We start from the raw sequence: 25,705 nt of genomic DNA on the forward strand, positions 1-25,705 counted from the left end.
AGAGCTATTCATCACTATTTATAAGAACTGTTTATAAGAACTATAAGCAATAAGAGAAAAACAATATGTCTGAAGAGCTGCTGATTAATGTCAGTCCCATGGAATGCCGCGTGGCTGTCTTGGATAATGGTGTGCTCGGCGAGATTTACATAGAGCGCCATCATAAGTTAGGATTAGTAGGCAATATTTATCTGGGTACGGTGGTACGTGTATTACCAGGAATGCAGGCTGCCTTTGTAGATATTGGTCAGTCACGTACGGCTTTTTTACATGTCAATGATATGCAGCGTGAACCACGGCCCACTTCAAAGAATAAAAACCAATCTGTACCAGAGACCGTGGATTCGACGGACACTGGAGCAACATTAGCCGACAGTCTGGAGATAACGCCACCTGTTGTCAGCGCAAAGACCACTGAGATCGTAGCTGCACCTAGTAAGACACTTATCCAACATCGCCTGCATGAAAGTCAGCGTATTTTAGTACAAGTGACTAAAGATCAATTAGGTAGTAAAGGCGCACGTCTGACTACCAACGTCTCATTACCATCACGTTATCTAGTATATTTGCCATCAAGCGATCATGTTGGTATCTCCCAGCGTATTGATAGTGATGATGAACGCACGCGTCTCAAAACTGAGCTGACCAGTCTGATGCAGACAGTCAATTTAAAAGGTGGTTTGATTGCGCGTACGGCGGCTGAGCGCGTCCCTGTCGATAAGCTTGAAGAAGACATTTACTATCTTGTGCAGCTCTGGCGAACTATTTGTGCACGTCGACAAGAGATGAACCACCATCAAAGCTCAGAGCTTATTTATCAAGAACTGTCTTTACCGCTACGCTCTATTCGTGATTTGGTACATGCAGACACCGAAAAAGTCATCGTTGACAATACGCAAATCTACGAGCAAGTACGGCATTTTGCTAAAGAGTTTGTGCCCTTTGTCTATGATCGCATTGTTCACTACACTGCTGAGCAATCACTGTTTGATGTGCATCGAGTTGAAGAAGACTTGCGCGATGCTTTAAAACGTCGTGTTGATTTAAAATCTGGTGGTTATCTGATTATTGATCAAACCGAAGCGATGACGACTATTGATGTCAATACGGGCTCATTCGTCGGCGGACGTTCATTAGAAGATACTGTCTATAAGACCAATCTTGAAGCCACACATGCAATCGCCCGTCAAATACGTCTGCGTAATTTGGGTGGCATCATTATTCTAGATTTCATCGATATGCTAGAGCAAGAACATAAAGATGATGTACTGACAAGCTTACAAGAACAGCTTACTCAAGATTATGCCAAGACTAATATCACCCAAGTCAGTGAGCTTGGTCTGGTAGAGATGACACGTAAACGGACACGTGAGTCGTTAGGGCAGCAACTATGCGAGCCTTGCTCGACATGCCAGGGTCGCGGCTTTGTCAAAACAGCCGAAACAGTCTGCTTTGAGATATTTCGTGAAATGATGCGCTGCGCTCGTACTTATAACTCTCCAAAGAAGTTTACAGTCGTGGCTCATGCTGCCGTTATTGACTTATTACTAACCTCAGAAGCGGATACAGTTGCAGATCTTGAATACTTATTAGGACGAGTTATTACTTTTGAAGTAGAAAACCTATATACCCAAGAGCAGTATGATATTGTATTAGACTAGACGGTAACTAGTCTTTGACCTTAGCGTTTTGAATGAAGCAATTAAAACATTAAGTAGTCAATAGAGTTGTAATAGTTCATTTTAGAAATTAGTCAAATATATATAACTAATAATAGATAGTGATTAACTTTGAAGTGAACTAATTTTAATAATGCTGTTGAGTGTTCTAGATATTGGTCTTGCAATCAGATAAATACTATGTATAATATACACCACTGAATTATATATGCGCGGCCAATAAAAAAGCTGGCGCTATGACAGCTAGAGCATCGTTTCTAGCACTATTTCATTATGCCTTTGCTGACATCCTATAATGGAAGGGTCGGCGGGGCTTTAAACTATTTTGCTTTTAGTACGCTATAAGTTCCGTTAACGAACTCATTCTGGTTAAGAACAGAAGGCCGCTTTAAGTGAATATTTAACCAAACGGCTTTTACTCATTTACTTGCAAAGCAAGAATGATAAAAGCACATATTAGGAGCTTGCTGGCATGGCTAACCAGAGAATCCGTATCCGTCTTAAGTCTTTTGATCATCGTCTGATTGATCAATCTGCACAAGAGATTGTTGATACTGCAAAGCGCACCGGTGCGCAAGTTTGTGGTCCTGTACCGTTGCCGACTCGCATTGAGCGCTTCAACGTTCTAACCTCGCCACACGTCAATAAAGACGCTCGTGATCAGTACGAAATCCGTACTCATAAGCGTATGGTTGATATCGTTCAACCTACTGACAAAACTGTGGACGCGTTAATGAAGTTAGATTTAGCGGCGGGCGTTGACGTTCAAATTGCTTTGGGTTAATGCACATTAAATGCCCAACCCATTAATATAAGATATAAAGAGGTCTAAAATGGCGATCGGTTTAGTCGGTAAAAAATGCGGCATGACCCGTGTCTTCACTGAGACAGGTGCCTCTATCCCTGTAACAGTGATTGAGGTCGATGCAAACCGCATTACTCAAGTAAAAAATACTGATGTAGATGGCTATCAAGCCATTCAAATCACCACAGGTACTCGTCGTGACAGCCGCGTAACAGCCGCACAGAAAGGTCACTTCGCAAAAGCTGGCGTTAAAGCTGGTCGTGGTGTTTGGGAATTTCGTGCCAATGAAAGCGATCTTGAAGGTCGTGAGATTGGTGGTGAGATTCTAGCTGACTTGTTCGAACAAGGTCAGATGGTTGATGTTACAGGAAATAGTAAAGGTAAAGGTTTCCAAGGTCCTGTAAAACGTCACAACTTTAGTATGCAAGATGCTACGCACGGTAACTCAGTATCTCATCGTGCACATGGTTCAACTGGTCAGAACCAGTCGCCAGGTAAAGTATTCAAAGGCAAAAAGATGGCGGGCCAAATGGGTAACAAACGTGTTACCGTTCAAGGCCTAGAAGTGGTCTCGGTTGATGCCGAAAAAGGGTTACTTGTCATCAAGGGTGCTATCCCAGGTGCCACCGGTGGCGACGTTATCGTACGTCCGTCAATCAAAGCCTAAGCAAGGGGATTAACGTGGATTTAAAAACAGTTACAGGTGCGGCGGTTGAGCTTTCTGATACGGCTTTCGGTCGTGAATTCAACGAAGCATTAGTGCATCAAGTCGTCACTGCATATCTTGCAGGTGCTCGTCAAGGTACACGTGCACAAAAAACCCGTGCCGAAGTTTCTGGCGGTGGCATTAAGCCATGGCGCCAAAAGGGTACTGGTCGCGCTCGTGCAGGCTCTATTCGTAGCCCAATCTGGCGTGGGGGCGGACGTGCATTCGCGGCCAAACCACAAGACTGGTCACAAAAAGTTAACCGCAAAATGTATCGCGGCGCTATGCAGTGCATCTTAGCCGAGTTAATACGTCAAGAACGTCTAATCTTGGTTGAAGAATTAACAATCTCTGCACCTAAGACCAAAGAGTTGATTGCAAAGTTAAGTGAATTAAATGCACCTCGTGCACTTATCGTCACAAAAGATGTTGACGAAAACTTATACTTAGCCGCCCGCAATATTCCACACGTCAATGTACTTGGTACAAACGAAGTGGATCCAGTGAGCTTGATCGCCTTTGATAAAGTGATCATGTCAGTTGAAGCTGCGAAACAATTTGAGGAAGCACTAGCATGAATAACGCAAGACTTTATCAGGTCTTAAGAGGACCTGTCTTCTCAGAGAAATCTCAAATGCTTGGTGACTCACTTGGCGTGCAAGTATTTAAAATTGATGCTAACGCTACTAAGTTAGAAGTCAAAAAAGCAGTTGAGCTAATGTTTGAAGGTGTTGAAGTTACTAAAGTGAACACTTTGAATGTTAAAGGTAAGACAAAGCGTTTTGGTAAGAGCATCGGCCGTCGTAATGACTATAAAAAAGCCTATGTTACCCTAAAAGCTGGTCACGATGTACAAATGGCTGATGCTGGTGAGGACGTAGTTGATACTACTACCTCTACTAGTGAAACAGCGAACAACGAATAAGGATAACACTCATGCCTATCGTAAAAGCAAAGCCAACATCACCAGGCCGTCGTTTTGTTGAAAAAGTGGTGCATCCACACCTTTACAAAGGTCGTCCTTATGCAGCGCTTCTCGAATCAAAAAGTAAGTCAGGTGGTCGTAATAATAATGGCCGTATAACTACTCGTCATATTGGCGGTGGTCATAAGCAACATTACCGTATTATTGATTTTAAACGCACCAAAGACAATATTCCAGCAACGGTAGAGCGTATTGAATACGATCCTAACCGTACTGCACATATTGCTTTACTTAAGTATGCTGATGGCGAACGTCGCTATATCATTGCTGCTAAAAAACAAGCAGTTGGCGATACAGTAATGTCAGGCGAAAATTCTCCAATTCGTCCAGGTAACTGTTTACCGCTTAAAAACATCCCATTGGGTACTGTGATCCATAATATCGAACTTAAAATCGGTAAAGGCGCACAGATGGCTCGTGCAGCGGGTGCAAGCGTTCAGTTATTAGGTCGTGACGGAATTTATGCGATTCTTCGTATGCGTTCAGGTGAAACTCGCCGTGTACATATCAACTGCCGTGCAGTTATTGGTGAAGTTTCTAATACTGAAAACAACTTGAAATCACTTGGTAAAGCCGGTGCTTCACGTTGGCGTGGTATTCGTCCTACCGTTCGCGGTGTAGCGATGAACCCAGTTGATCACCCACATGGTGGTGGTGAAGGTCGTAACAAAGGTCGCCATCCAACTAGCCCTTGGGGTCAGAAGTCTAAAGGACTTAAAACGCGTCATAATAAGCGTACTGACAATATGATCATCCGTCGCGCCAAGAAGAAGAAATAAGGAAGAATTTCATGCCTCGTTCATTGAAAAAAGGTCCATTCATAGACGCGCACTTGTTTGCTAAAGTTGAGAATGCATTAGAAACCAACTCACGCAAACCGATTAAAACTTGGTCGCGCCGCTCGATGATTTTGCCACAAATGGTTGGCCTAACTTTATCTGTTCACAACGGCCGTACTCATGTACCGGTTATCGTGAGCGAGCAGATGGTTGGTCATAAACTAGGTGAATTTGCCCCGACTCGTACGTATCGTGGTCATGGCATTGACAGAAAAGCTAAGAAATAAGGTGCTTACCATGGAAGTAACTGCAAAATTACGCGGTGCCGCCATCTCGGCACAAAAAGTTAGACTCGTTGCTGATGAAGTTCGTGGCAAATCTATCGAACGTGCTTTGGATATCCTAACGTATAGCAATAAAAAAGGCGCTGTGTTTGTTAAGAAATGTCTTAACTCAGCCATCGCCAATGCCGAACATAATCATGGATTAGATATCGACGACCTAAAAGTCGCTACTATCTATGTCGATGAAGGCATCACGCTAAAGCGTATCCTACCACGTGCTAAGGGTCGTGCTGATCGTATCAGTAAACGTACCTGTCACATCACTATAAAGGTAGGAGAATAAGTTATGGGTCAAAAAGTACATCCAATCGGAATTCGTCTTGGTGTTGTAAAAAAGCATAACGCAAACTGGTATGCTAACCCTAAACAATACTCAGAATACCTAATCAACGATATTCAAGTTCGTGAATATTTACGCAAAAAACTAGATAACGCTATGATCAGCAACATAATGATCGAGCGTCCTACTGGTGCTGCTAAGATTACCATCGCCACTGCGCGTCCTGGTATTGTTATCGGTAAAAAAGGCGAAGATATCGAAAGACTTCAAAAAGAATTGACCAAAATTATGGGCGTACCTGCTCAGGTCAACATTGAAGAAATCACGTCACCTGACCTTGACGCTCGTTTGGTAGCAGACGGTATTGCTAGTCAGCTTGAGCGTCGCGTTATGTTCCGTCGTGCGATGAAACGCGCTGTACAGAACAGTATGCGTTCTGGTGCTAAAGGTATTAAAGTTGAGTTGTCTGGCCGTCTTGGCGGTGCTGAGATTGCTCGTTCTGAATGGTACCGTGAAGGTCGTGTGCCATTGCATACACTACGCGCTGATATTGACTATGCGTCAGTACGTGCGGAAACAACTTACGGCACCATTGGTGTAAAAGTTTGGATTTTCCGTGGCGAAATCCTTGACGGAATGAATAGTGTATACAATCCCGTCAAAGAAGAGCAGACTCGTGCGCCAAAACGCCGTGGTCGTGGTGGAAACCGTCGAAACTCAGACAGAGGTTAAACTATGTTACAGCCAAAACGTACCAAGTTTCGTAAAATGCATAAAGGTCGTAACACTGGGCTAGCTCATCGTGGAAGCACCGTTGCATTCGGACAAATTGGTCTAAAATCTTTGACGCGTGGTCGTATGACAGCTCGTCAAATTGAAGCGGCACGTCGTACCATTACTCGTAAAATTAAGCGTGGTGGTAAGATTTGGATTCGTGTATTCCCAGATAAGCCTATTACTAATAAACCATTAGAAGTACGTATGGGTAAAGGTAAAGGTCCTGTAGAGTATTGGGTATGCGAAATCAAACCTGGTAAAGTGCTATATGAAATTGAAGGGGTACCAGAAGAACTTGCACGTGAAGCTTTCACGCTTGCTGCAGCAAAACTGCCCTTTAAAACTACCATTGTTAAGCGGACGATAATGTAATGAAGATCAGTGAATTACGTGATAAATCATTAGAAGAACTGACTCAGTTACTTGATGAAAAGCAACTTGATGCTTTCCGTATTCGTATGGCTAAAGCAACTGGTCAGTTGGGTAATACCCATGAAGTCAGAGGCAATCGTCGCACGATTGCTCAGATTCAGACTTTGATTAACGAGAAACAACGAGGCGACTCATGAGCGATAACAATCAAACAGCTACCAATGCTAGCGTATTGACAGGACGAGTTGTCAGCGACAAGATGGACAAGTCCATCACGGTTTTGATTGAGCGTCTGGTTCGTCATCCTTTGTATGGCAAACAGCTTCGTCGTTCTACAAAAATTAAGGCCCATGATGAGAATAACGTTTGCCAACAAGGCGACCTTGTCCGCATCAAAGAAACGCGTCCAATCTCAAAAACTAAGTCTTGGACTTTAGTTGATGTGGTTGAAAAAGTAGAAAAAATCTAAGTAAATTGCATTAAAAGCCAGAAGCTGTTAAAATAGCCGCCTTTTTAAGGATGCTGATTGCGCCGAGCGTATATCACTCACATTAAGAGTAAGGTGCGGTTATTTACATTAAAATGCCGTCTACTCATACTGTGCTAGCGGCAGCAACTGGTTTTTTTGCTCATACGTGTGGAGTAACGCTATGATTCAGGTTGAGTCAATGCTGGAAGTTGCAGATAATAGCGGTGCAAGGCGAGTTCAGTGCATTAAAGTACTGGGTGGTTCTCATCGTCGTTATGCATCAGTTGGCGACATTATTAAAGTAACGGTTAAAGAAGCCATTCCTCGCGGTCGTGTTAAAAAAGGCGATGTGATGAATGCGGTAGTTGTACGTACCAAAAAAGGCGTTCGTCGTCCTGATGGTTCTGTTCTGCGTTTTGACGACAATGCTGCGGTATTGTTGAACCAAAATAAAGCACCGATTGCAACTCGTATTTTTGGACCGGTAACTCGTGAACTACGTGGTGATCAGTTTATGAAAATTGTATCACTAGCACCAGAAGTATTGTGAGGTAATCCATGTCAAAATTACGTAAAGGCGATACAGTTATCGTGATTGCTGGTAAAGATAAAGGCAAACAAGGTACTGTACAAGCTGTAAAAAATGATCGTATTAAAGTAGAAGGCATTAATATTGTTACTAAACATCAGAAGCCAAATCAGGCAACTGGCGTTGAAGGTGGCATTCTTAAGCAAGAAGCTTTTCTGCATATCTCAAATGTCGCAATCTTAAATGCGCAAACCCAAAAAGCAGACCGTATTACTTATCAATTCGGCGAAGACGGCAAGAAACAACGCGTCTATCGTTCGAACGGTGAAGTAGTGGCGACTGCGTAAGACACTAAGGGTGTAATGGTAATGGCAAGATTAAAATCTTTATATAACGATAAACTAAAGCAGCAAATCAAAGAAGAGCTTGGTTTAGACAATGTGATGCAAGTGCCTAAAATCACTAAAGTCACAATTAACATGGGTGTAGGCGGTGCGTCTCAAGACAAGAAATTGCTTGAAGGTGCAGTAGCTGACATGACAGCGATTGCTGGTCAAAAGCCTGTCGTCACCAAAGCGCGTAAATCAGTTGCTGGCTTTAAAATTCGTGAAGAATGGCCAATTGGCTGTAAAGTAACGCTACGCGGTGAGCAAATGTACGAATTTTTAGATCGTCTGATTGCCATTGCAATTCCTCGTATTCGCGATTTCCGTGGTTTTTCACCTAAAGCCTTTGACGGACGTGGTAACTATTCACTGGGTATCAAAGAACAAATCGTATTCCCAGAAGTAGATTTTGACAAGATTGATCGTATCCGTGGTATGGATGTGACGATCACCACGTCAGCTCAATCTGATGAAGAAGGTCGTGCGTTACTTAAAGCATTCGGCTTCCCATTTAAATAAGGTAAAGACGTTATGGCAAAAAAGAGCATGATTAACCGCGAATTAAAGCGCGAAAAAATGGTTGCTAAATATGCTGAAAAGCGTATTAAGCTAAAAGAAACCATCAGTGATATGACTGCAAGTGACGAAGAGCGTATGGACGCGATGTTAGAGCTACAAGCTTTACCACGTAATTCATCGCCAGTACGTCTGCGCAATCGTTGTGCTATCACCGGTCGTCCTCATGGCTACTTCCGTAAGTTTGGCTTATCACGCAATATGCTGCGTGAGCGAGTCATGCAAGGCGATGTGCCTGGTGTTCGTAAAGCAAGCTGGTAAGGGGTAATTACATGAGTATGCAAGATACCGTTGGGGATATGCTAACCCGTATTCGTAACGCACAAATGGCTAATAAAGTATCCGTAGCGATGCCAAGCTCAAAACTACGTAAATCAATTGCTGACTTATTAGTTAGTGAAGGCTATGTAGCTAGTGCTGTTGTTACTGAAGAAGATAACAACAAAGCAACACTTACTATTGAACTAAAATACTTCGAAGGCAAAGCTGTCATCGAAACTATCCAACGTTTTAGCCGTCCTGGTTTACGCCAGCATCGCGGTAAAGACGCTATCCCTACTGTTAAGCAAGGTATGGGTGTTGCTATCGTATCAACTAGCCAAGGCATTATGAGTGATCGTGCTGCTCGCGCTGCTGGTATCGGTGGTGAAATCGTTGCATTTGTTGCTTAAGGCAGCACAACGATAAAGTCTATTTGAATCCTTTTAAGTTAGCTTCAATCTGATAAAGATTGCTCTAAACTTAAAGTAAATTAGACGTCTAGCGATTTCATAAAAATTCGTTAGTGTTTAATAGGATCAATTATGATAAACTAGCAGGCTTTTTAGCCTGTTAGTTTTTTCGCTAATATAAGTTTTAATTTTTCAAGGAATATTCCTATGTCTCGTGTGGCTAAAGCCCCAGTGACGCTACCCAATGGCGTGAGCGTTACTTTGAACGATCGGCAGGTCGAAGTTAAAGGCAAGAACGGCAATATGTCTTTACGCCTGCATGAATTGGTCGAGCTGAAACAGGAAGATGATGCAATCATTTTCTCACCTACAGTCGATTCAAAAGAAGCTATGATGCATACTGGCACCATGCGCGCCCTGCTTAACAATTATGTTACAGGCGTCAATGAAGGCTTTGAAAAACGTCTTCAACTAATTGGTGTTGGTTACCGTGCGCAAGCTACTGGCAATAAAGTAATCCTTAACGTTGGTTACTCGCATCCAGTAGAATATACGCTACCTGAAGGTGTGTCAGCTGAAACTCCAACGCAAACTGAAATTGTTTTAAAATCAAACAATAAACAGCAGCTTGGTCAAGCAGCGGCTAATATCCGTGGTTTCCGCCCACCAGAGCCTTATAAAGGCAAAGGTATTCGTTATAGCGACGAACATGTGGTTCGCAAAGAAGCTAAGAAAAAATAAGGTGAGTTGAAATGTTTGATAAAAAAGCAGCTCGTCTGCGTCGAGCTAAGAAAACCCGCGCGCATATCCGTTTTTTAGGCGTTCATCGTCTGACGGTTAACCGCACGCCGAAGCACATTTATGCCCAGATTATCTCTCCGAACGGTGGTGAAGTGATTGCTCAGGCATCTACCTTAGACGGCAGCTTGCGCTCAGGCGCGACTGGCAACGCTGATGCAGCGACGTCTGTAGGCCAAATGATCGCAGAACGCGCAAAAGCAGCTGGCATTACTAAAGTTGCCTTTGACCGTAGTGGTTTTAAATATCATGGTCGAGTTAAAGCTTTAGCTGAAGCAGCTCGCGAAAACGGATTGGAGTTTTAATCATGGCTAGAAATGATAAAAATGATAAAAATGAACAAACAGACGGTCTAGTAGAACGCCTTGTTACCGTTGATCGCGTTGCAAAAGTGGTCAAGGGCGGTCGTATCTTCTCTTTTACTGCGTTAACCGTAGTAGGTGATGGTAATGGTCGTGTCGGTTTTGGTCGTGGTAAAGCACGTGAAGTGCCAGCTGCTATTCAAAAAGCACTAGAAGCTGCAAAACGTAATATGATTACTGTTGAGCTTAATGATGCAACTTTGTATCATCCGATCAAAGCACGTCATGGCGCTAGTAAAGTCTATATGCAACCTGCATCTGAAGGTACTGGCGTAATCGCTGGTGGCGCAATGCGTGCTGTATTAGAAGTTGCTGGTGTCAAAGATGTTTTGACTAAATGTTATGGTTCTACCAATACTGCTAACGTTGTTCGTGCAACGTTTAACGGTTTACGTGATATGTCAACTCCAGAGAAGATGGCAGCAAAACGTGGTAAATCTGTAGACGAAATCTTGGGTTAACTTAGACTAGGTGAGTTACGATGAAAAAAATGAAAGTCACTCAATTTAAATCGGGTGCCCATCGCCTAAAGAGCCACAAAGCGAGCTTGAAAGGATTGGGTTTACGCCGTATTAATCATACTGTTGAAGTAGAAGATACTCCTTCAACACGTGGTATGGTTAATCGCGTCAACTACATGGTAAAAGTGGAGGAAGCGTAATGGGTCTTAGATTAAATGAATTATCACCAGGTGTTGGCGCAAAGAAAACTGCCCAACGTCGTGGTCGTGGTATCGGTTCAGGTCTTGGTAAGACTGGTGGTCGTGGTGTAAAAGGTCAGAAATCTCGTTCAGGTTCTAGCATTCGCTCAGGATTTGAAGGTGGTCAAATGCCTTTATATCGTCGTCTACCAAAATTTGGTTTTACCAGTAAAATGGCAATGACAACTGCTGAAGTTCGTCTGTCTGAACTGAATAAAATTGAAGGCGATGTGGTTAGCATTGAAACACTTAAAGCTGCTAACCTTATCCGTCATGACATGAAGCGTGCCCGTATTATGCTGTCAGGCGAAGTCACCAAAGCTTATACTTTTAAAGGTATTAAAGTGACTAAAGGTGCCAAGCAAGCAATCGAAGCTGCTGGTGGTAGCATCGAGGAGTAGTAACGTGTCCAAGCAATCAATGTCATCGGCTGGTATACCGCTAAATCCATTTGCATTCATACGTAAGTATGATGAACTATGGACGCGTTTATTATTCTTAATCGGCGCATTGATTGTTTATCGTTTAGGGTCACATATTCCAGTTCCGGGTATTAACCCGGTCAATTTGGCTGATCTGTTTTCGCGCAACGAAAACACCATTCTGAGTATGTTTAACATGTTCTCAGGTGGTGCACTAGAACGTATGTCCATTATGGCACTTGGTATTATGCCATATATTTCAGCATCTATTATTGTACAAATGATGTCTGCAGTATTACCATCGCTTGAAGCTCTCAAAAAAGAGGGTGAAGCGGGACGACGTAAGCTAAACAAGTATACCCGTCAGGGAACACTTGCTTTAGCACTAGTACAGTCATTAGGAATGTGTGCTGGCTTAATCAGTCAAAACTTGACATTGTCTACTGGTCTTACCTTTTACATTCCTGCTGTCACTTCATTGGTAGCAGGCGCTATGTTCTTAATGTGGCTCGGTGAGCAGATTACAGAGCGTGGCGTAGGTAATGGTATTTCAATGCTTATTTTTGCCAGTATTGTTGCTGGTACGCCTGGAATGATTTCGCAGTCTATTGAACAGGTCAATCAAGGTCAGATGAACTTGATTGTGCTATTTATTTTTATATTATTAGGTGTCGCGGTTACTGCTGGTATCGTTTATATTGAGCGTGCCCAGCGCCGTGTTCCTGTGAACTATGCACAGAAACAACAGCAAGGCCGCAAAATTTATGCTCAACAGCAGTCACATTTGCCGTTGAAAATAAACATGGCAGGAGTTATCCCTGCCATTTTTGCTAGCTCGTTACTTTTGTTCCCAGCAAGTTTAGGGCAGTGGGTTGGTCATTCAACTGATCCTACTTTTACCCAAAAAATATTACAAAATATGGCATTAGTGTTGTCTCCAGGACAGCCATTATATTTAGTCCTGTTTGGTGCGATGATTATCTTCTTTTGCTATTTCTATACAGCATTGGTTTTTAGTCCACGTGAAGTTGCCGAAAACCTTAAACGTAGCGGTGCTTATATTCCAGGTATTCGCCCCGGACAACAAACTCAGCGTTACCTCGATCATGTATTAAACCGATTAACCTTTATTGGCGCGATATACATGACGGTTATTTGTTTAATGCCGATGGTCATCCAGTCATCATTTGGTGTGCCGTTCAATCTTGGTGGTACATCGTTACTGATTATGGTGGTTGTGGTAATGGACTTCATATCGCAAATTCAGGCGCATTTGATGACCCATCAATACCATGATCAGACGTTAATTCAGTCACCTACTCAACCCTAACGAGTAGTGTGATATCTCAAGGAGCATGCTATGAAAGTTCAAGCATCAGTTAAGAAGATTTGTGGTAGCTGTAAGGTTGTGCGCCGTAAAGGTCGTGTACATATCATTTGCACAGCAGAACCACGCCACAAGCAACGTCAAGGTTAATTGGTAGATAGAAGTTGGCCTTAAGCCAAATCTATATATTTAAATAATACTTGAATAATAACGGCGGATGCGATATCATCCGCCACTTGCCGTAGTTTATGCAAAAACTTTTATAATACCGTCAATGAATAGGCTTGTAACCAAGTTAAAGCAGCGATAATAATTATAAAAGCTTTAGTATTGACAGCAACAAATCTGAAAAATAAAGCCTTATTTATAAATAACGCTTATTTTTCTTTAATGGAGAGAAATCAATGGCTCGTATTGCCGGCGTAAACATTCCGGATAATAAGCATGCTGTTATTTCACTAACTTACATCTTTGGTGTAGGTCGTACCACTGCTCAGAAAATCTTAGAAGCAGTTGGCATTGCCCCTACTACTAAAGTCAGTCAGTTAGATGATACACAGTTAGATGCTATCCGTGCACAAATTGCAAATTACATGACTGAAGGTGACCTTCGTCGTGAAGTTTCAATGAATATTAAGCGTTTAGTTGATCTTGGTTGTTACCGTGGCATTCGCCATCGTCGTAACCTACCAGTTAGAGGTCAGAACACCAAGAACAACGCTCGTACTCGTAAGGGTCCGACACGTCCTCTCAAAAGATAATTAACTTAGGAAGCTAAAAGATGGCAAAAGACACTCGCAGTCGCAAAAAGGTGACTCGTCGTTCAGTATCGGAGGGCGTAGCCCATATCCATGCGTCTTTTAATAACACCATTGTTACGATTACCGATCGTCAAGGTAATGCATTGGCTTGGGCCACTTCAGGTGGACAAGGCTTCCGTGGTTCACGTAAATCTACACCATTTGCAGCTCAGGTTGCAGCTGAAGTCGCTGGTAAAGCGGCCCAAGAATATGGTGTTAAGAATATCGATGTTTTGGTCAAAGGACCAGGACCGGGTCGTGAGTCTGCGGTAAGAGCACTAGGTGCATTGGGTTATAAAGTTAACAGCATCTCTGATGTAACCCCAATCCCACACAATGGTTGCCGTGCGCCGAAAAAGCGCCGCGTCTAATATTAAAGACGAAGCTTTTTATCCCAAAAGCTTATAGGAGACATAAAGATGGCCCGCTATATTGGACCAAAACTTAAATTATCACGTCGTGAAGGTACAGACTTAGGCCTTAAGTCTGGTGTTAAACCATATGACGTAAAAACGAAAAAAGCTGGGCGTCCGCCTGGTCAACATGGCGTAAGCCGTAACAAGACTTCAGAGTATGCATTACAGCTGCGTGAAAAGCAGAAAGTTAAGCGTATTTATGGTGTTCTTGAGCGTCAGTTTGCTAATTACTATAAAGAAGCTGCTCGCAAGCGTGGTGCTACTGGTGAGAACTTGTTAGCTATGCTAGAGAGCCGTCTAGACAACGTGGTATATCGCATGGGCTTTGGCTCAACTCGCGCTGAAGCACGTCAACTAGTTAGCCATCGTACTGTTATGGTAAAAAAAGCTGGCCGTGATGAGTTTGTTCGTGTGAACATTCCTTCAATCCAGTTGCAAGATGGTGATGTCATCGCTATCCAAGAGAAGTCTCGCGAACAGCTACGTATTAAAAATGCTATCGAATTAGCAACACAACGTGGTATTCCAGAATGGCTTGATGTTGATCACAGCAAACTACAAGGCACGTTTAAACAAGCGCCTGATCGTATTGATCTACCTGCTGAAATCAACGAAAGCTTGATCGTTGAGCTATACTCTAAATAACTGACGTACTGCTCAATGTTATAAGAATAACATTGAGCAATTAACGTTAATTAAACCAGTTAAATAAATCGAGGTGACATCATGATGCTAAATGCAACTGAGTTTCTAACGCCGAACGCCATTAATGTGGATACGGTTAACGAAACGATTGCGAAAGTCACGCTCGAACCGTTAGAACGCGGCTTTGGGCATACCTTAGGGAATGCCTTACGTCGTATCTTGTTATCTTCGTTACCTGGTGCTGCAGTCATTGAAGCTGAGATTGATGGTGTTGACCATGAATACTCGACGCTTGAAGGACTACAGGAAGATGTGCTTGACTTGCTTTTGAACTTAAAAGGCTTGGCCATCACACTTCATGACCAAAATGAAGTATTTTTGACCTTGGATAAACAAGGTCCAGGCACTATTACTGCTGCAGACATCGCACTACCGCATAATGTCGACATTATCAATCCAGAGTTGGTTTTAGGTACATTAAGCGAGCGTGGTCATCTTAAGATGCGTTTGCGTGTAGTAATGGGTCGTGGATATGAGCCAGCAAATCAGCGCCGTGAAGATGGTGACACGAAAGCAATTGGACGCTTAAAGCTTGATGCAAGTTTTAGCCCAGTACTTCGTGTTGCTTATCAAGTTGAGAACGCACGTGTAGAACAGCGTACTGATCTTGATCGTCTTATCGTTGAGCTTGAAACTAATGGCACTATAGATCCAGAAGAAGCAATTCGTAAAGCAGCAACTATTTTGCAACAACAGATTTCTATCTTTGTTGACCTAGAAGCTGAAGAAGCGCCTGAGCCTGTGAAAGAAAAAGAAGAGGTCGATCCGGTGCTTTTACGCCCTGTGGATGATCTTGAACTAACGGTTCGCTCAGCCAACTGCTTGAAAGCTGAAAACATTTACTATATCGGTGATTTGGTACAACGTTCAGAGACTGAACTATTAAAAACCCCAAATCTTGGTAAGAAATCATTAACAGAAATCAAGGACGTACTAGCGTCTAAAGATTTAGAGCTTGGTATGCGCTTAGATAACTGGCCACCAGCTGATTTACGTGTTGATGATCGCTTTTCTTATCGTAGCCGTTAAACTTTAAGGATATTTGACTATGCGCCATCGTAAGAGTGGAGTCAAGCTGGGTCGTACCGGCAGTCATCGTAAGGCAATGTTTCAGAACATGACTAACTCATTATTTGAGCATGAACTGATCAAAACAACATTACCAAAAGCTAAAGAACTACGTCGCGTTGCCGAGCCGTTGATTACAATGGCTAAAGAAGACAGCGTTGCTAATCGTCGTTTAGCATTTAGCCGTATGCGTAGCAAAACTATGGTAGGCAAATTATTTGGCACGTTAGGTCCTCGTTACCAAACGCGTCCAGGTGGTTATTTGCGTATCGTAAAATGCGGTCATCGTGACGGTGATAATGCGCCAATGGCATATGTAGAACTAGTTGATCGTGACTAATTTTATATTGACGATATAATTCATAAAAAAAGGCTCCAATTCACTTGGAGCCTTTTTTTGCGTGTCGAATTCTCAGTTAATTACAACAACAATGAATCGACATCGGCAGCACCTTGTCTGATAATTTCAGGCTGACCACTAGTCATATCTACAATGGTAGTCAGTTTGGTGGTTTTAATACCGGCATTGATTAGGCCATCAATTTGATTGCCCAGTAAGTCTTCGATCTCAAAAGGATCATCTAATATGTCATCTCGGTTTGGTAATATTAACGAGCTAGTCAGAATAGGCTCGTCCATCGCTTCCAAAAGTGCTTGAGCAATAGGATTGCTTGGCACGCGAATACCAATAGTTTTTTTCTTAGCGTGCGCCAGTTTTTTAGGCACATCTTTAGTAGCATTTAAAATAAAAGTGATAGGTGCAGGGGTATGTGCTTTTAGCTGTTTAAACTGCACATTGTCTACTGTGGCATAATTAGCAATTTCACTTAAATCACGGCATAACAGGGTAAATTGATGCTTATCATCAAGTTCACGAATTTGCTTAAGCTTTTCAAGTGCATCTTTTGCACCGAGACGACAACCAAAAGCATAACTGGTATCAGTAGGATAGATAAGTAGTTTATCAGCGCGTAGCAAGTCAGCAGCTTGTTCTATAAGGCGAGGTTGTGGATTGTCTGGATGAATGTAAAAAGTTTGCATAAAATTTCCTTATTTATATGGTTATAGGTAGTTTTACTGATTTTATAATATTTGAAGTATCACACTACAGATTCAGTATAGCGGCAAAGAAGTTGAGAGATATAGAGAGATGCCGTTAATAATCGTAGGAAAACGTTAAACATAGTTGATTAAACATCATACAGATATGCAAAGTAGCTATATAATTTTAAAGTACCTATATAATTTTAGTGGTATTGATTATTAATAACGTACGCAATAACGTCTTAGCATCACGCGGTAGACTTTGTGGTACAGCAATATACTGAACGACTTGTTGATAAACATCGTGAGAGAATGTACTAGCGCTGGTATCAAAGCTGGCGAATAAATTATCTTGCGAGACTTGAAACGGACGTCCGCAAGCAAGTGTGAATAAACACTCTAATGCCTGTGGCTTAACCTCTGCGCCTTCAAAAGCCTGCTGCTGCGCTGCTGTTCGTCCATCTGGTGCATACCAGTATCCAAAGTCGTTTAAGAGTCTACGTTCGCTACCAGCGATGCACCAATGGCTTTGTTCTAGTAACCTCATAGTATCTAATGTACATCTTTAAGTATTTGATATGTATGCGAATACATTAAAAATGAGATTTTCTGGAATTGTATTATAATATGTACATCTACTCATGAAAAACTACCTGATGTACATTTTTAGCCCATTTAAATATGTATCGTTCGAATTGAGGACACACCATAATAGCGTTCTATTTGCTACCAAGTTTGCCGTAGATGGAATGTTTTTGATGATTGAGAATATTAATATTGCCGATGTTTAAGTTATTCACTGCAGTGTTAGCACTAGAAGCTGATAATGCTATATCACTATCTATAGAATTATAGTTAATATTAGCTACACAATTTTTTAATAAAAATTTTAATGGAAGCTTAAAGCTACAATCTTCGATGCCAAAAGTGTCATCAAGCATACGTTTTGATAAGAGAGATTGAGATAGTTCGTTATGACGTTGAAACGGCTTACCAGTATAAGGAGTTGCTTTCAGTTTTTCTAAATTTGTTTCAATGTTCTTTACAATTGTATTAGCTGCATGCTTTTTATTTGCGCCTTTTCTAAAAAATTTAGCTGAGTATTGTACAGCTGACCAAACGGCATAATAGCAGTTATTCAAAGAGTAATTAATCGCAAGCTCTTTTAGAACCGTAAGGATATTAGCTCCAATAGTGGGATATAATGACTCATAAGCTGATTCAATTAGTAGATATTCAATTAACTCATGTACTATTATATTTTCTGCCCATTTAGAAAACTCAGGATGATTTATGAGTTCGCATTTCGCATCCTCAGTTTTTAAGAAGGTAGTCAGTACTCCTAGCTGTTCATTGTTATAAGAAAAATTAAAATCAGCGTATTTATAATCTATCTCTAAATCGCCTTTTTCATTTATATAGAATGGACGATAGCTTTCTTGATAATTGATAGTCAATAAATTCTTGGTGTGCAGTCTCTTTAATATCTGAATATCAAGAGTGAGAGAAGGTGATAGGCGCTTTTTATCTATTAAAATGCAACTGTTATTAATCAATGTTACTATGTTTTTAGTGTTATTATTAGCTAAAACATCAAGCACTATCATTAGTAAATACTTATCAACTATATTGAGTTTTCCAGGTTTAGGGGTTTTTCTAGCGTTTAAGTGATTTAATTGATTGATTACTATATTAGACATCTCACTTAGTCTTGTTCGATTTTGTTTTTCAAGAACCTCTCTTACTTGCCTATCGGCATGGTAGTTATTTGACCAGCTAAACGCACATTTTTCGCAACGCCATTCTTTGGTTTGTTTTCTTAACTCTGAACGAGTTCGAACAATACGTTGTATGTTACATCCTAAACAAAAGTAATCATCAAGCAAAAGATAACTACCACTTCTAATAAGCTGTGGTATCTCCTTTTTACTGATATTAAATTTTTCAGCAATTTCAGGAACGCTATAAGTAAAACTAGCCTTCTTATCAGTATTGCGTTGCCAGTAAATTTTACATAAATCTTTGTGTGATTCTTCAATATATGGCTGGTAATAAACGCGATGCTGCATATCAACCTCTTTGAGTTCATTTAGCCTTTAGCAAAACTTCTTAAAGCTATCAATAATTTCCTAGCTATAGGTGGAGGGTTTGTAAGCATTTCATGATAAGCAGCATCTAGATGATATAAAAAATCTTTTGTGGGAGGCTTGCCGGAAAAATCATCTAAGCTTGGTGCGAATTTAAGTCCTATAACTTTACACATGGCCTTTTCTAGTCCTTGCGGCCTTGCTTCTACAAGCTCGAAACTTTTTTGCTCTGCTATTGTTCTGCCACATTCTGTATACCAATAACCGAAATCATCGACCTGTCTTCGTTTTTTACCTGCTAAACAATAGTGTGAGAGTTCATGCAGCAGACTTCTTGGGTAATTATTTCTAAAATATATTATCGCATTTGTATTTTCTTTAGGGGCTTTATAGAAAGGTTCTTCAGCTCCACCCTTTATAGTCAGGTCAGGAAAAACTTTCGAAACTAAGTTTATTAGCATAAAGCATAAAGCGTCATCATCATTATAATCATTCATTAAAGAGGTCCTAGAACTCAAAAGTATATACTTTCTTTTAACGGTTGAAGTCTACCGCGTATTTTTAATAGAAACTAGTTTTATATCTTGGCTATCGTTTAATCCTGTCTCAAGTTCAAAATTTCTCCTTACTACATTTAAGTAGTCAGTCATTAATAGGTCATATTCTAATTTCAACTGATTATACATTCTTCTTGCCTTCATTTTCAGATCCCTCTCATACTCAACTTTTGCAGCATGACTAGGCGTTAGTGAGCCATTCTTCTTGCGAGAATCTTCAGCTTTAGCGATAGCGTCACAAAGTAAGGGATAACGTTCATAACGCACATATCCTTTTCCTTTCCCAGCTTCTCGGCCCACCGCATCTTTAGTAAATTTAAATCTAACCGAATTGGTATCGACATATTTGGTTTTACCATTACTCAGACGTTGTAGTGCATCCCAGTACAATTGCTCAGTTTTACTAATTTCCATAAAAATTCTCGGTAGTTTCAATTAAGTTGTTTAAAAAACTATCAATTTTCCTGATATTTAGTTCATATTCCTTACGAGCACGTCTTGGGGCGCCTATAGTTAATTCTCTTTCATAAAATTCTTTAGTTTGCTCTAAGGCTGCTTTTGACCCAGGTAGAAAGACAGCATTCTCGCAGCTGATACAAGCAGACGCTAATACTCCTGCACCTTTGTTACAAGGTTTGACAGACATGCATCCTCCTACTAGAGTTGTACGATAACGAATTTTCCCATTTTTAACTGCCTGTTTGGTGGCTTTACGACTTTCTAAAAAGAGAGGTAACTCTCCCTTAGATTTTTGAACCATTAATTTTTTTCCAGCACTTCCGGCTAGTGGTTGACTACTACCTAAAATTTGATAAAGGTCGTCAGCTTCCATACGAGATTTAGCATCTATCCACTCTGAACGTAGAGCCTTAACTTCAAGGCCATCTCCTAAAATATCAATAGCTCTTGAGCTTGAATCAGAGTAATACGTAGTCATCAACATGCTAATGTGTTTAAGCTGCTCTTTCAAGACAGGGTATGATACACGGCCACTTGCAGCAGCATACACTGCCATAGAACGCCTAAATTGGTGAAATTTTAAAGGCCAAGCTTCATTGAGTTTGATACTGTCAGGCAGCTGGTCACCATATAAAAACCAACTGATTTCTGCTATGTCTTGTTCCGAGACTTGAAGTTCTTCTTTGTAGATATCTTTATCAATTCTTCCAGAATTCAGGGAGGCTGTTGTAAACTCAAAATGAGGATGAGGATTTCCTTTTTTGCCGTACTCTACAGATAAAAAAAGTGGTGTTTTTTGTTCGTTGATTTCTATGATTTTTCTATCATCAGACCATTCTAGGGTTCCTTCTGTAATAACTCTCGCTACATCAAAAGCAATCTGAACTGCAGAGCTTGTAACCCACTTCGTAAATCTAGGCGCTCCGTTTTTCTCAAGCTTTGTTGTCGTAGACCAAACAACAGGTACATTTCCGTTATTAGTATTTAAACTCTTTAAACCATTAAGCGGTATAGATAACAGTTCATTTTTACGCATACCCGTAAAGGCTGCAATTAGGATAGCGCAACGAGTTTGCCAACGCCCTAAGTTTTCTACTAGCCCAGACCAACTCTCGCTTTTAGAAATCCCTACTTCACAGAGTTCTTTCAAGATTTCAGATACACTACTATTTTCTTCTAATATTTTCTTCCATTGAAACTGAAGCCTTCCGGCTTGCTTTTCTGTTAACTGACTGTGGTGTGGTGACTTGTCTAATGCAACACCTTTATCTCTAGCAAGAGCACGCATAGAAAATATGAACTTTATTTTATCTATGTTTTTGACAAACAACTCTAAATCCTCAAGTGTTTTTTTTAAAACACTTTGATAAATCCTTGAAGGTATTAATAGCGTTTGAACAGAATCAGTAGTTTCAGGAAAAGCTTTCCTGGATTGCTTTAGCTTATCTAAGAACTCGTTAGAAATTTTTAATTCAGTCCAAAAGGAATTATTACTCAATACAGATGCAGTTTCCGTAAATCGTTGAATTTTTCCGAGTAACAGCCCTGTTTGTTTGTCTGTAGAAACGAGTTTTATTAAGAAATCTATTGATTGGGGGGAGGAAAATATTTTATTGAGAGAGATGCTGTTATCAAAGCAGTAAGAGATTAAATAGCTTATCGCAACTATATCACTATTTAGTTTTGACATAGAGCAACCACCTGTCGCGCTAATCCAATGTAAAGTAAAGGTTTTAATAAAATTAATAGCTATATCTAGATTGAGTTTATCATTATCATCTCGTCTTTTTTCTAAAATAAGATTTTCTAATTTTTTTCTGAAGTTTATTGTTTTTAAGGTATGACTAGTAGCACTATAGTCCCAAATATCGTCGGAAAATATTGATAAAGGACTGCCATCTTTTCCAATTGTTACAACTAAATCGTTTAACGGTGTGGCAGTTAAAGTCACTTTCGGAGGTAGAATCTCTTTGACTGTAGAGTTACGCATCATTAATTTTGGCATTATTAAAGCTCACATTTCATATTGCTGGCTACTGTTATTAAAGTTTGTATTTGCTTCTCCCAATGCTCATTGTATATACCCATTTCAATCTGCTGCTCAACCTTATCAATTAATTCTGTAATACTTATATCTTTCTGACGTAATAATTCGAAAATCTCATCAATTCTAAATAAAGCAGGTTCGACCACAGCTTGATGATGTTCAGGATCATTACGGATTATAGAAGTATGAAGTAAGGCATCCTTAAGACTTAGCAACTTGTGTATATCTTCGAAATCTGTATGGATTGCAAAATATTCACAAAAAAGGCAGCTTTCAAAAGTTCCACAGTTAGGCTCAGGAGCTTCAGTATTGAATCCTTTAGCTCGTAAAGGTATTCTTTCCGATAAATTCGCGCAAGAACCAGCGGCTACTCTCTCTGTCTTACAGTCTATCGAAACCTTTACTGGAACTGGCTCATTGGTGTTTCGATTAAACTGTCGAACCCTAGAGCATATTTCTTCATGAAATTGATTCATTTCCACAGCTTGCGTTTCAAGATCAATCGAAGTATAAGATTTTGCCACTGTAGCGATTGAATTATTGAGTTTCTTAGCTACAAGACTTAATTTTCCTTTTGATTGTCTAATGAAGTACTCACCCGATAAGTTTCTAATATTTCTTGAAGATATCCTAGTAATTCCTCTAAAGAGAGGAGAGCTTTTAATAAGAGAATCTCCGGTATCTCGATGCATTCTCTTTAACGATCGACTTTCACTTATACTAACAAATAGAAAATCTTCAACGTCTCTATCAATTTTGAGGTTTTCAGCCCATTCACGTAGTTTTAAATATTTTAAGATTTCTCGTTTTAAGTGGCTGGGGGCGGTAAATTTAACTTTTCTACCAGCACGGTATTTATGCTTTTCAGCAAAGGCGCTACTACCAATTTTACTAAGATCTAAATCTGATAATCTCAGATCGAGCGTAGGTTGAACGTTTGCGGCGGTAAATCCGAGATAAAGCTGAAAAAAACAAAACGTACATAAGTTATAAGCATAAATTTTCTGGAAATTAAGTTCTTTATTTATCCATTCATTTCTATTATGAATAAGAGTCTTATTATAGAATCCACTTTTATCTTGTCTGCCTTTAAAGTTTTTTTTAATAGTGTTTTTAATGTCTTCAAAAGGTAAAGGATCACCATGCTCATTGAAGCAGCCTGGTAGGCTCTTTAAGGTAGTTCCTGCAGGAGCGTGCCAATATAGATCATCAGAGTAAGAGTTAGGGGGAGTTACATTTACAGGGTATTTTTTTTGCAATATAGCATCAGCAAATTGATTGAAATATAAAATGCAAGCTTGCAAGTATGCCTGTCCATCTTCAAGATTTACGGTTCGCATTTCTCTTGTATTAGAGACGGTGTAACGATATTTAGGGACAAGAGTGAGCATGTCTGTATTTGATAGATCATAAGCTACCTTTAAAAAATTCCTTGCGGTATTTAATCTGATATAAATAGATGAACTGCTCAACGAAGACTCGCCACTGATACGGCCTCGCTGAAAAAGATGGTTTTGATAGCACTGATAATCAAATATCAATTCTTCGAGTGTAGTTGGCTTTGAGCCATTAAAATCACAGAAATTAAAGAAGTATCTTATATAGTGAAGCTTTGCTCTCAATGTTTCTGCTCTGCAGCCACTAGAAAATATATGAGATAAGTATTTCCGCAGCCACTTAACTCGCTCTAAAGACAAAGAGGAAACATCAACAAACCCAGCTTGATATTCTTTAGCTTTATGAAAAGAATTTCCACTGTCCTTTTCTCTACGGATATAACATATTCTTCCGATATCCACTTTAAAGTATGAGCCATCAGCCTTTGTTCCTTTAATAATTGAGGCTTGTGGGTTATATGATTCTGGTATATTACTTATATTAATTTCTAACAGTTTTCTAGTATTTGGCGAACTATCCATTATTTATCTCCATAAAACATTGAGCCGAATGCTTCTTGAATATCATTAAACTCTGTTAGTTCGGAGTCAAAGTCGAGGTACGTTTCCGTAGTTTTGATGTTTCTATGATTCAAAAACTGTCTTACATGATCAAAAATTTTTGAATCTGGATAAGATGCTGCTCTCATTGAGCGGACAACATTCATACCAGCAGTAGCTCTAAGGTCATGAAAAGAAAAGTCACAGAAAGCGGAGTTGTTTTTTTTAATTTTTAAGAGAAACCTTTTTAGTTCGTTTCTCAGTGATTGCCCGTTTTTCAGAATTATTGTGGGTGCTTTATCATTCCACATAGGTTTAGGTCTTTGACGGTCTATAATTTCCCGCTGAGCTGTTAAATATGGGTTTCCATTTCTAGTTAAAAACACATAATTATCATCTGTATCGTTATAAAAGCTATTTTGCTTTTTTCTTCTATTTTCAGCTCGTTCACAGTCTATATAATCAATTAAATCATTGATTAATTCACGTCCAAACATTAATCTGTTTAATCTACCTCCTTTCGAGTCCGCTTTAAATCTATTTCCAACATTTACAATAGTGACAGTTATTGAGGAATCAGCTTCTAGCGCATCATAGGCTTTTCTTATACATGAAATGCTTAACGTGCATACACTTTGTTGCCTCGCTCCTGTTTCAATTGCAACCCTCATCATTAGCTCAAGTTCAATTGAAGCGTAGTTTTTTTTGAAACATTCAAAAACTACTCTTTGCTCTTCTAGAGTAAGTGGCCTTACACTCCCTCCATCTCTAATTTTACCTAGCTCTGGTGTCTGGCTCCTGCTACTTTTAATCCTGAGGTCATTTGTAATTACATCTATACTTTTAGCTAAACCAATTTGATTAGTAGTCATTATTGTTTTTTTTATTTGAGTGAATGGCTCATTCTGTAAACTATTTTCTGGTACTAGTGACTCATAACGTATGTTTGTATAAAAATGAGCTACTGTAGAAAGAATGTTATTAATATATTCTGAGCTATAGTCGTGGTTATTAAGAATTTTTATCATGAAAACTTTAAACCTTTGAGGAGCTCGTTCATGATATATCTTAGGTAGATCTAGAAAGTGCTGCTCTGTGTCTTCTAAATATTGGAGGTAATACTTCAAATGAATAGCTCGTGCAGAAAGTGTTTTCATATTAGAAACATTAGGATTGCTTAATTGTCCTAATAAATATGCATTACCAATAGCCCAAGGTATGCCACTCGATTGAAGAATAACAGGCATTCTTGGAAAGCTATCAGCATTGTGTAAAACTGAGAAGTAGAACTCATCACTTTGGTTTTTCTCGCCTATTTGCCATATTAATCTTCCTTTACGGAAACTAGTTAAATATATAACCTTGGCTTTAGAATTAAAGGAATCATTAAGAGTGTTTTTCAACTTCATACGAAATTTTCCAGTCAACAATAACAAATATGAAAATTCATGCTTTATTTTTAAATTTTGAGGCTATTTTATGGAGCTGTTGTTCTCTATAAAGTGATTTTTCAATGCATTTAGATACAGAATGGAGCTAGTTTTTTACTTCCTTTATTACAAGTTCTCTGAGTGTCTTTTGACACTCGAACATTGATTTGTACATTACAATTTGGTAT

General features: G+C 40.0%; 36 protein-coding genes and 1 pseudogene. 29 read left to right on the forward strand and 8 right to left on the reverse strand.

From position 1 onward, the window contains the following. The first annotated feature begins 65 nt into the window (after positions 1-65). The 29 genes from ACTQ9S_RS11115 (at position 66) to rplQ (ending at position 16,296) form a co-directional block, all read left to right on the forward strand. Complete coding sequence (locus ACTQ9S_RS11115; RefSeq protein WP_440454978.1) at positions 66-1,661, forward strand: Rne/Rng family ribonuclease; 1,596 nt, start codon at positions 66-68, stop codon at positions 1,659-1,661. 490 nt (positions 1,662-2,151) lie between these two features. Then, on the forward strand, positions 2,152-2,463 hold the full coding sequence (gene rpsJ / locus ACTQ9S_RS11120; protein WP_010196670.1) for a 30S ribosomal protein S10: 312 nt from the start codon (positions 2,152-2,154) through the stop codon (positions 2,461-2,463). Positions 2,464-2,512: 49 nt separating this feature from the next. Further along, positions 2,513-3,151 (forward strand): 50S ribosomal protein L3, encoded by a 639-nt coding sequence (gene rplC, locus ACTQ9S_RS11125; RefSeq protein ID WP_068034596.1) that lies wholly within the window; start codon positions 2,513-2,515, stop codon positions 3,149-3,151. A 14-nt stretch (positions 3,152-3,165) separates the two neighbouring features. Next, positions 3,166-3,768: a 50S ribosomal protein L4 gene (gene rplD, locus ACTQ9S_RS11130; protein ID WP_068034598.1), complete on the forward strand. Its 603-nt coding sequence runs from the start codon at positions 3,166-3,168 to the stop codon at positions 3,766-3,768. Then, complete coding sequence (gene rplW, locus ACTQ9S_RS11135) at positions 3,765-4,115, forward strand: 50S ribosomal protein L23 (protein ID WP_068034600.1); 351 nt, start codon at positions 3,765-3,767, stop codon at positions 4,113-4,115. Before rplD ends, rplW begins: the two co-directional genes overlap by 4 nt. Positions 4,116-4,126: 11 nt before the next feature. Further along, entirely contained in the window at positions 4,127-4,954 is an 828-nt protein-coding gene (rplB, locus tag ACTQ9S_RS11140) for a 50S ribosomal protein L2 (RefSeq protein WP_350657443.1), read from the forward strand. Between the two features lie 11 nt (positions 4,955-4,965). After that, positions 4,966-5,241 (forward strand): 30S ribosomal protein S19, encoded by a 276-nt coding sequence (rpsS, locus tag ACTQ9S_RS11145; RefSeq protein WP_068034604.1) that lies wholly within the window; start codon positions 4,966-4,968, stop codon positions 5,239-5,241. A 10-nt stretch (positions 5,242-5,251) separates the two neighbouring features. Next, positions 5,252-5,581, forward strand: coding sequence for a 50S ribosomal protein L22 (gene rplV, locus ACTQ9S_RS11150; protein WP_021813373.1), 330 nt, complete (start codon positions 5,252-5,254; stop codon positions 5,579-5,581). A 3-nt stretch (positions 5,582-5,584) separates the two neighbouring features. Further along, positions 5,585-6,310, forward strand: a complete 726-nt coding sequence (gene rpsC, locus ACTQ9S_RS11155; protein WP_068034605.1) for a 30S ribosomal protein S3 — start codon at positions 5,585-5,587, stop codon at positions 6,308-6,310. Positions 6,311-6,313: 3 nt separating this feature from the next. Further along, positions 6,314-6,727: a 50S ribosomal protein L16 gene (gene rplP, locus ACTQ9S_RS11160; RefSeq protein ID WP_010196693.1), complete on the forward strand. Its 414-nt coding sequence runs from the start codon at positions 6,314-6,316 to the stop codon at positions 6,725-6,727. After that, on the forward strand, positions 6,727-6,924 hold the full coding sequence (rpmC, locus tag ACTQ9S_RS11165) for a 50S ribosomal protein L29 (RefSeq protein WP_010196696.1): 198 nt from the start codon (positions 6,727-6,729) through the stop codon (positions 6,922-6,924). The genes rplP and rpmC overlap by 1 nt, the downstream gene beginning before the upstream one ends. After that, positions 6,921-7,196, forward strand: a complete 276-nt coding sequence (gene rpsQ / locus ACTQ9S_RS11170; protein ID WP_021813375.1) for a 30S ribosomal protein S17 — start codon at positions 6,921-6,923, stop codon at positions 7,194-7,196. The genes rpmC and rpsQ overlap by 4 nt, the downstream gene beginning before the upstream one ends. Before the next feature lie 181 nt (positions 7,197-7,377). Next, positions 7,378-7,746, forward strand: a complete 369-nt coding sequence (rplN, locus tag ACTQ9S_RS11175; protein ID WP_010196702.1) for a 50S ribosomal protein L14 — start codon at positions 7,378-7,380, stop codon at positions 7,744-7,746. 8 nt (positions 7,747-7,754) lie between these two features. Next, entirely contained in the window at positions 7,755-8,072 is a 318-nt protein-coding gene (gene rplX / locus ACTQ9S_RS11180; protein WP_011279796.1) for a 50S ribosomal protein L24, read from the forward strand. A 21-nt stretch (positions 8,073-8,093) separates the two neighbouring features. Continuing rightward, positions 8,094-8,630 (forward strand): 50S ribosomal protein L5, encoded by a 537-nt coding sequence (gene rplE, locus ACTQ9S_RS11185; RefSeq protein ID WP_068034610.1) that lies wholly within the window; start codon positions 8,094-8,096, stop codon positions 8,628-8,630. 12 nt (positions 8,631-8,642) lie between these two features. Next, a complete protein-coding gene (rpsN, locus tag ACTQ9S_RS11190; protein WP_068034613.1) occupies positions 8,643-8,948 on the forward strand; it encodes a 30S ribosomal protein S14 in 306 nt (101 codons plus the stop codon). An 11-nt stretch (positions 8,949-8,959) separates the two neighbouring features. Then, positions 8,960-9,358: a 30S ribosomal protein S8 gene (gene rpsH / locus ACTQ9S_RS11195; RefSeq protein WP_350657444.1), complete on the forward strand. Its 399-nt coding sequence runs from the start codon at positions 8,960-8,962 to the stop codon at positions 9,356-9,358. 207 nt (positions 9,359-9,565) lie between these two features. Further along, complete coding sequence (rplF, locus tag ACTQ9S_RS11200; RefSeq protein WP_068034617.1) at positions 9,566-10,099, forward strand: 50S ribosomal protein L6; 534 nt, start codon at positions 9,566-9,568, stop codon at positions 10,097-10,099. An 11-nt stretch (positions 10,100-10,110) separates the two neighbouring features. Then, positions 10,111-10,461, forward strand: a complete 351-nt coding sequence (gene rplR / locus ACTQ9S_RS11205) for a 50S ribosomal protein L18 (RefSeq protein ID WP_068034619.1) — start codon at positions 10,111-10,113, stop codon at positions 10,459-10,461. Positions 10,462-10,463: 2 nt separating this feature from the next. After that, positions 10,464-10,979 carry a 30S ribosomal protein S5 gene (gene rpsE, locus ACTQ9S_RS11210; protein WP_010196711.1) on the forward strand — a complete coding sequence of 172 codons (516 nt, stop codon included), beginning with the start codon at positions 10,464-10,466 and terminating at the stop codon, positions 10,977-10,979. 20 nt (positions 10,980-10,999) lie between these two features. Then, complete coding sequence (gene rpmD / locus ACTQ9S_RS11215; RefSeq protein WP_010196714.1) at positions 11,000-11,179, forward strand: 50S ribosomal protein L30; 180 nt, start codon at positions 11,000-11,002, stop codon at positions 11,177-11,179. Beyond that, positions 11,179-11,619 carry a 50S ribosomal protein L15 gene (gene rplO / locus ACTQ9S_RS11220; protein ID WP_068034621.1) on the forward strand — a complete coding sequence of 147 codons (441 nt, stop codon included), beginning with the start codon at positions 11,179-11,181 and terminating at the stop codon, positions 11,617-11,619. The genes rpmD and rplO overlap by 1 nt, the downstream gene beginning before the upstream one ends. 19 nt (positions 11,620-11,638) lie before the next feature. Beyond that, complete coding sequence (gene secY / locus ACTQ9S_RS11225) at positions 11,639-12,970, forward strand: preprotein translocase subunit SecY (RefSeq protein WP_440455003.1); 1,332 nt, start codon at positions 11,639-11,641, stop codon at positions 12,968-12,970. 30 nt (positions 12,971-13,000) lie between these two features. After that, positions 13,001-13,117: a 50S ribosomal protein L36 gene (gene rpmJ, locus ACTQ9S_RS11230; protein ID WP_010196721.1), complete on the forward strand. Its 117-nt coding sequence runs from the start codon at positions 13,001-13,003 to the stop codon at positions 13,115-13,117. Positions 13,118-13,371: 254 nt separating this feature from the next. Then, positions 13,372-13,728, forward strand: a complete 357-nt coding sequence (rpsM, locus tag ACTQ9S_RS11235; RefSeq protein WP_010196723.1) for a 30S ribosomal protein S13 — start codon at positions 13,372-13,374, stop codon at positions 13,726-13,728. Between the two features lie 20 nt (positions 13,729-13,748). Then, entirely contained in the window at positions 13,749-14,138 is a 390-nt protein-coding gene (rpsK, locus tag ACTQ9S_RS11240) for a 30S ribosomal protein S11 (RefSeq protein ID WP_058368279.1), read from the forward strand. Between the two features lie 48 nt (positions 14,139-14,186). Beyond that, positions 14,187-14,828: a 30S ribosomal protein S4 gene (rpsD, locus tag ACTQ9S_RS11245; RefSeq protein ID WP_010196731.1), complete on the forward strand. Its 642-nt coding sequence runs from the start codon at positions 14,187-14,189 to the stop codon at positions 14,826-14,828. Positions 14,829-14,909: 81 nt separating this feature from the next. Then, entirely contained in the window at positions 14,910-15,917 is a 1,008-nt protein-coding gene (locus ACTQ9S_RS11250; protein ID WP_058368281.1) for a DNA-directed RNA polymerase subunit alpha, read from the forward strand. Between the two features lie 19 nt (positions 15,918-15,936). Continuing rightward, positions 15,937-16,296 carry a 50S ribosomal protein L17 gene (gene rplQ, locus ACTQ9S_RS11255; RefSeq protein ID WP_440454979.1) on the forward strand — a complete coding sequence of 120 codons (360 nt, stop codon included), beginning with the start codon at positions 15,937-15,939 and terminating at the stop codon, positions 16,294-16,296. Positions 16,297-16,376: 80 nt separating this feature from the next. Here the strand turns inward: rplQ and ACTQ9S_RS11260 are convergent, their stop codons facing one another. The 8 genes and pseudogenes from ACTQ9S_RS11260 to ACTQ9S_RS11295 all read right to left on the reverse strand — a co-directional run bounded on the left by ACTQ9S_RS11260 (position 16,377) and on the right by ACTQ9S_RS11295 (position 25,496). Beyond that, complete coding sequence (locus ACTQ9S_RS11260; protein ID WP_068034625.1) at positions 16,377-16,997, reverse strand: L-threonylcarbamoyladenylate synthase; 621 nt, start codon at positions 16,995-16,997, stop codon at positions 16,377-16,379. Positions 16,998-17,193: 196 nt separating this feature from the next. Next, a pseudogene (locus tag ACTQ9S_RS11265) lies at positions 17,194-17,541 on the reverse strand (elongation factor P hydroxylase); the annotation flags it as partial. A gap of 178 nt (positions 17,542-17,719) precedes the next feature. After that, positions 17,720-19,069 (reverse strand): hypothetical protein, encoded by a 1,350-nt coding sequence (locus ACTQ9S_RS11270; RefSeq protein ID WP_440454980.1) that lies wholly within the window; start codon positions 19,067-19,069, stop codon positions 17,720-17,722. 20 nt (positions 19,070-19,089) lie between these two features. Next, a complete protein-coding gene (locus ACTQ9S_RS11275) occupies positions 19,090-19,584 on the reverse strand; it encodes an elongation factor P hydroxylase (protein WP_440454981.1) in 495 nt (164 codons plus the stop codon). Between the two features lie 51 nt (positions 19,585-19,635). Next, a complete protein-coding gene (locus ACTQ9S_RS11280; protein ID WP_440454982.1) occupies positions 19,636-20,058 on the reverse strand; it encodes a hypothetical protein in 423 nt (140 codons plus the stop codon). Beyond that, complete coding sequence (locus ACTQ9S_RS11285; RefSeq protein WP_440454983.1) at positions 20,048-22,108, reverse strand: hypothetical protein; 2,061 nt, start codon at positions 22,106-22,108, stop codon at positions 20,048-20,050. Before ACTQ9S_RS11285 ends, ACTQ9S_RS11280 begins: the two co-directional genes overlap by 11 nt. Positions 22,109-22,110: 2 nt before the next feature. Next, a complete protein-coding gene (locus tag ACTQ9S_RS11290; RefSeq protein ID WP_440454984.1) occupies positions 22,111-24,069 on the reverse strand; it encodes a hypothetical protein in 1,959 nt (652 codons plus the stop codon). Then, the gene (locus ACTQ9S_RS11295; protein ID WP_440454985.1) at positions 24,069-25,496 is read right to left on the reverse strand and encodes a tyrosine-type recombinase/integrase; all 1,428 of its coding nucleotides are present in this window, start codon (positions 25,494-25,496) and stop codon (positions 24,069-24,071) included. Before ACTQ9S_RS11295 ends, ACTQ9S_RS11290 begins: the two co-directional genes overlap by 1 nt. Positions 25,497-25,705 lie beyond the last annotated feature (209 nt).

Origin of the sequence: Psychrobacter sp. ASPA161_9, assembly GCF_051970275.1 — a bacterium.
In the GTDB taxonomy this organism is placed as follows: Bacteria; Pseudomonadota; Gammaproteobacteria; order Pseudomonadales; family Moraxellaceae; genus Psychrobacter.

What these genes read in the sequence shown, in the direction of transcription:
- rpsD (WP_010196731.1), top strand. Translation starts at nt 14,187, where the DNA reads ATGGCCCGCTATATTGGACCAAAACTTAAATTATCACGTCGTGAAGGT.
- ACTQ9S_RS11250 (WP_058368281.1), top strand. Translation starts at nt 14,910, where the DNA reads ATGATGCTAAATGCAACTGAGTTTCTAACGCCGAACGCCATTAATGTG.
- ACTQ9S_RS11275 (WP_440454981.1), bottom strand. Translation starts at nt 19,584, where the DNA reads ATGAATGATTATAATGATGATGACGCTTTATGCTTTATGCTAATAAAC.
- ACTQ9S_RS11290 (WP_440454984.1), bottom strand. Translation starts at nt 24,069, where the DNA reads ATGGATAGTTCGCCAAATACTAGAAAACTGTTAGAAATTAATATAAGT.
- rplP (WP_010196693.1), top strand. Translation starts at nt 6,314, where the DNA reads ATGTTACAGCCAAAACGTACCAAGTTTCGTAAAATGCATAAAGGTCGT.
- rpsH (WP_350657444.1), top strand. Translation starts at nt 8,960, where the DNA reads ATGAGTATGCAAGATACCGTTGGGGATATGCTAACCCGTATTCGTAAC.
- ACTQ9S_RS11280 (WP_440454982.1), bottom strand. Translation starts at nt 20,058, where the DNA reads ATGGAAATTAGTAAAACTGAGCAATTGTACTGGGATGCACTACAACGT.
- ACTQ9S_RS11260 (WP_068034625.1), bottom strand. Translation starts at nt 16,997, where the DNA reads ATGCAAACTTTTTACATTCATCCAGACAATCCACAACCTCGCCTTATA.
- rpsQ (WP_021813375.1), top strand. Translation starts at nt 6,921, where the DNA reads ATGAGCGATAACAATCAAACAGCTACCAATGCTAGCGTATTGACAGGA.
- rplR (WP_068034619.1), top strand. Translation starts at nt 10,111, where the DNA reads ATGTTTGATAAAAAAGCAGCTCGTCTGCGTCGAGCTAAGAAAACCCGC.
- rplV (WP_021813373.1), top strand. Translation starts at nt 5,252, where the DNA reads ATGGAAGTAACTGCAAAATTACGCGGTGCCGCCATCTCGGCACAAAAA.
- ACTQ9S_RS11295 (WP_440454985.1), bottom strand. Translation starts at nt 25,496, where the DNA reads ATGAAGTTGAAAAACACTCTTAATGATTCCTTTAATTCTAAAGCCAAG.
- rplX (WP_011279796.1), top strand. Translation starts at nt 7,755, where the DNA reads ATGTCAAAATTACGTAAAGGCGATACAGTTATCGTGATTGCTGGTAAA.
- secY (WP_440455003.1), top strand. Translation starts at nt 11,639, where the DNA reads ATGTCATCGGCTGGTATACCGCTAAATCCATTTGCATTCATACGTAAG.
- rplN (WP_010196702.1), top strand. Translation starts at nt 7,378, where the DNA reads ATGATTCAGGTTGAGTCAATGCTGGAAGTTGCAGATAATAGCGGTGCA.
- rplC (WP_068034596.1), top strand. Translation starts at nt 2,513, where the DNA reads ATGGCGATCGGTTTAGTCGGTAAAAAATGCGGCATGACCCGTGTCTTC.
- rpsJ (WP_010196670.1), top strand. Translation starts at nt 2,152, where the DNA reads ATGGCTAACCAGAGAATCCGTATCCGTCTTAAGTCTTTTGATCATCGT.
- rpsE (WP_010196711.1), top strand. Translation starts at nt 10,464, where the DNA reads ATGGCTAGAAATGATAAAAATGATAAAAATGAACAAACAGACGGTCTA.
- rplW (WP_068034600.1), top strand. Translation starts at nt 3,765, where the DNA reads ATGAATAACGCAAGACTTTATCAGGTCTTAAGAGGACCTGTCTTCTCA.
- rplE (WP_068034610.1), top strand. Translation starts at nt 8,094, where the DNA reads ATGGCAAGATTAAAATCTTTATATAACGATAAACTAAAGCAGCAAATC.
- rpsM (WP_010196723.1), top strand. Translation starts at nt 13,372, where the DNA reads ATGGCTCGTATTGCCGGCGTAAACATTCCGGATAATAAGCATGCTGTT.
- ACTQ9S_RS11115 (WP_440454978.1), top strand. Translation starts at nt 66, where the DNA reads ATGTCTGAAGAGCTGCTGATTAATGTCAGTCCCATGGAATGCCGCGTG.
- rpsS (WP_068034604.1), top strand. Translation starts at nt 4,966, where the DNA reads ATGCCTCGTTCATTGAAAAAAGGTCCATTCATAGACGCGCACTTGTTT.
- rpmJ (WP_010196721.1), top strand. Translation starts at nt 13,001, where the DNA reads ATGAAAGTTCAAGCATCAGTTAAGAAGATTTGTGGTAGCTGTAAGGTT.
- rpsK (WP_058368279.1), top strand. Translation starts at nt 13,749, where the DNA reads ATGGCAAAAGACACTCGCAGTCGCAAAAAGGTGACTCGTCGTTCAGTA.
- rpsN (WP_068034613.1), top strand. Translation starts at nt 8,643, where the DNA reads ATGGCAAAAAAGAGCATGATTAACCGCGAATTAAAGCGCGAAAAAATG.
- rpmD (WP_010196714.1), top strand. Translation starts at nt 11,000, where the DNA reads ATGAAAAAAATGAAAGTCACTCAATTTAAATCGGGTGCCCATCGCCTA.
- rplQ (WP_440454979.1), top strand. Translation starts at nt 15,937, where the DNA reads ATGCGCCATCGTAAGAGTGGAGTCAAGCTGGGTCGTACCGGCAGTCAT.
- ACTQ9S_RS11270 (WP_440454980.1), bottom strand. Translation starts at nt 19,069, where the DNA reads ATGCAGCATCGCGTTTATTACCAGCCATATATTGAAGAATCACACAAA.
- ACTQ9S_RS11285 (WP_440454983.1), bottom strand. Translation starts at nt 22,108, where the DNA reads ATGCCAAAATTAATGATGCGTAACTCTACAGTCAAAGAGATTCTACCT.
- rplF (WP_068034617.1), top strand. Translation starts at nt 9,566, where the DNA reads ATGTCTCGTGTGGCTAAAGCCCCAGTGACGCTACCCAATGGCGTGAGC.
- rpsC (WP_068034605.1), top strand. Translation starts at nt 5,585, where the DNA reads ATGGGTCAAAAAGTACATCCAATCGGAATTCGTCTTGGTGTTGTAAAA.
- rpmC (WP_010196696.1), top strand. Translation starts at nt 6,727, where the DNA reads ATGAAGATCAGTGAATTACGTGATAAATCATTAGAAGAACTGACTCAG.
- rplO (WP_068034621.1), top strand. Translation starts at nt 11,179, where the DNA reads ATGGGTCTTAGATTAAATGAATTATCACCAGGTGTTGGCGCAAAGAAA.
- rplB (WP_350657443.1), top strand. Translation starts at nt 4,127, where the DNA reads ATGCCTATCGTAAAAGCAAAGCCAACATCACCAGGCCGTCGTTTTGTT.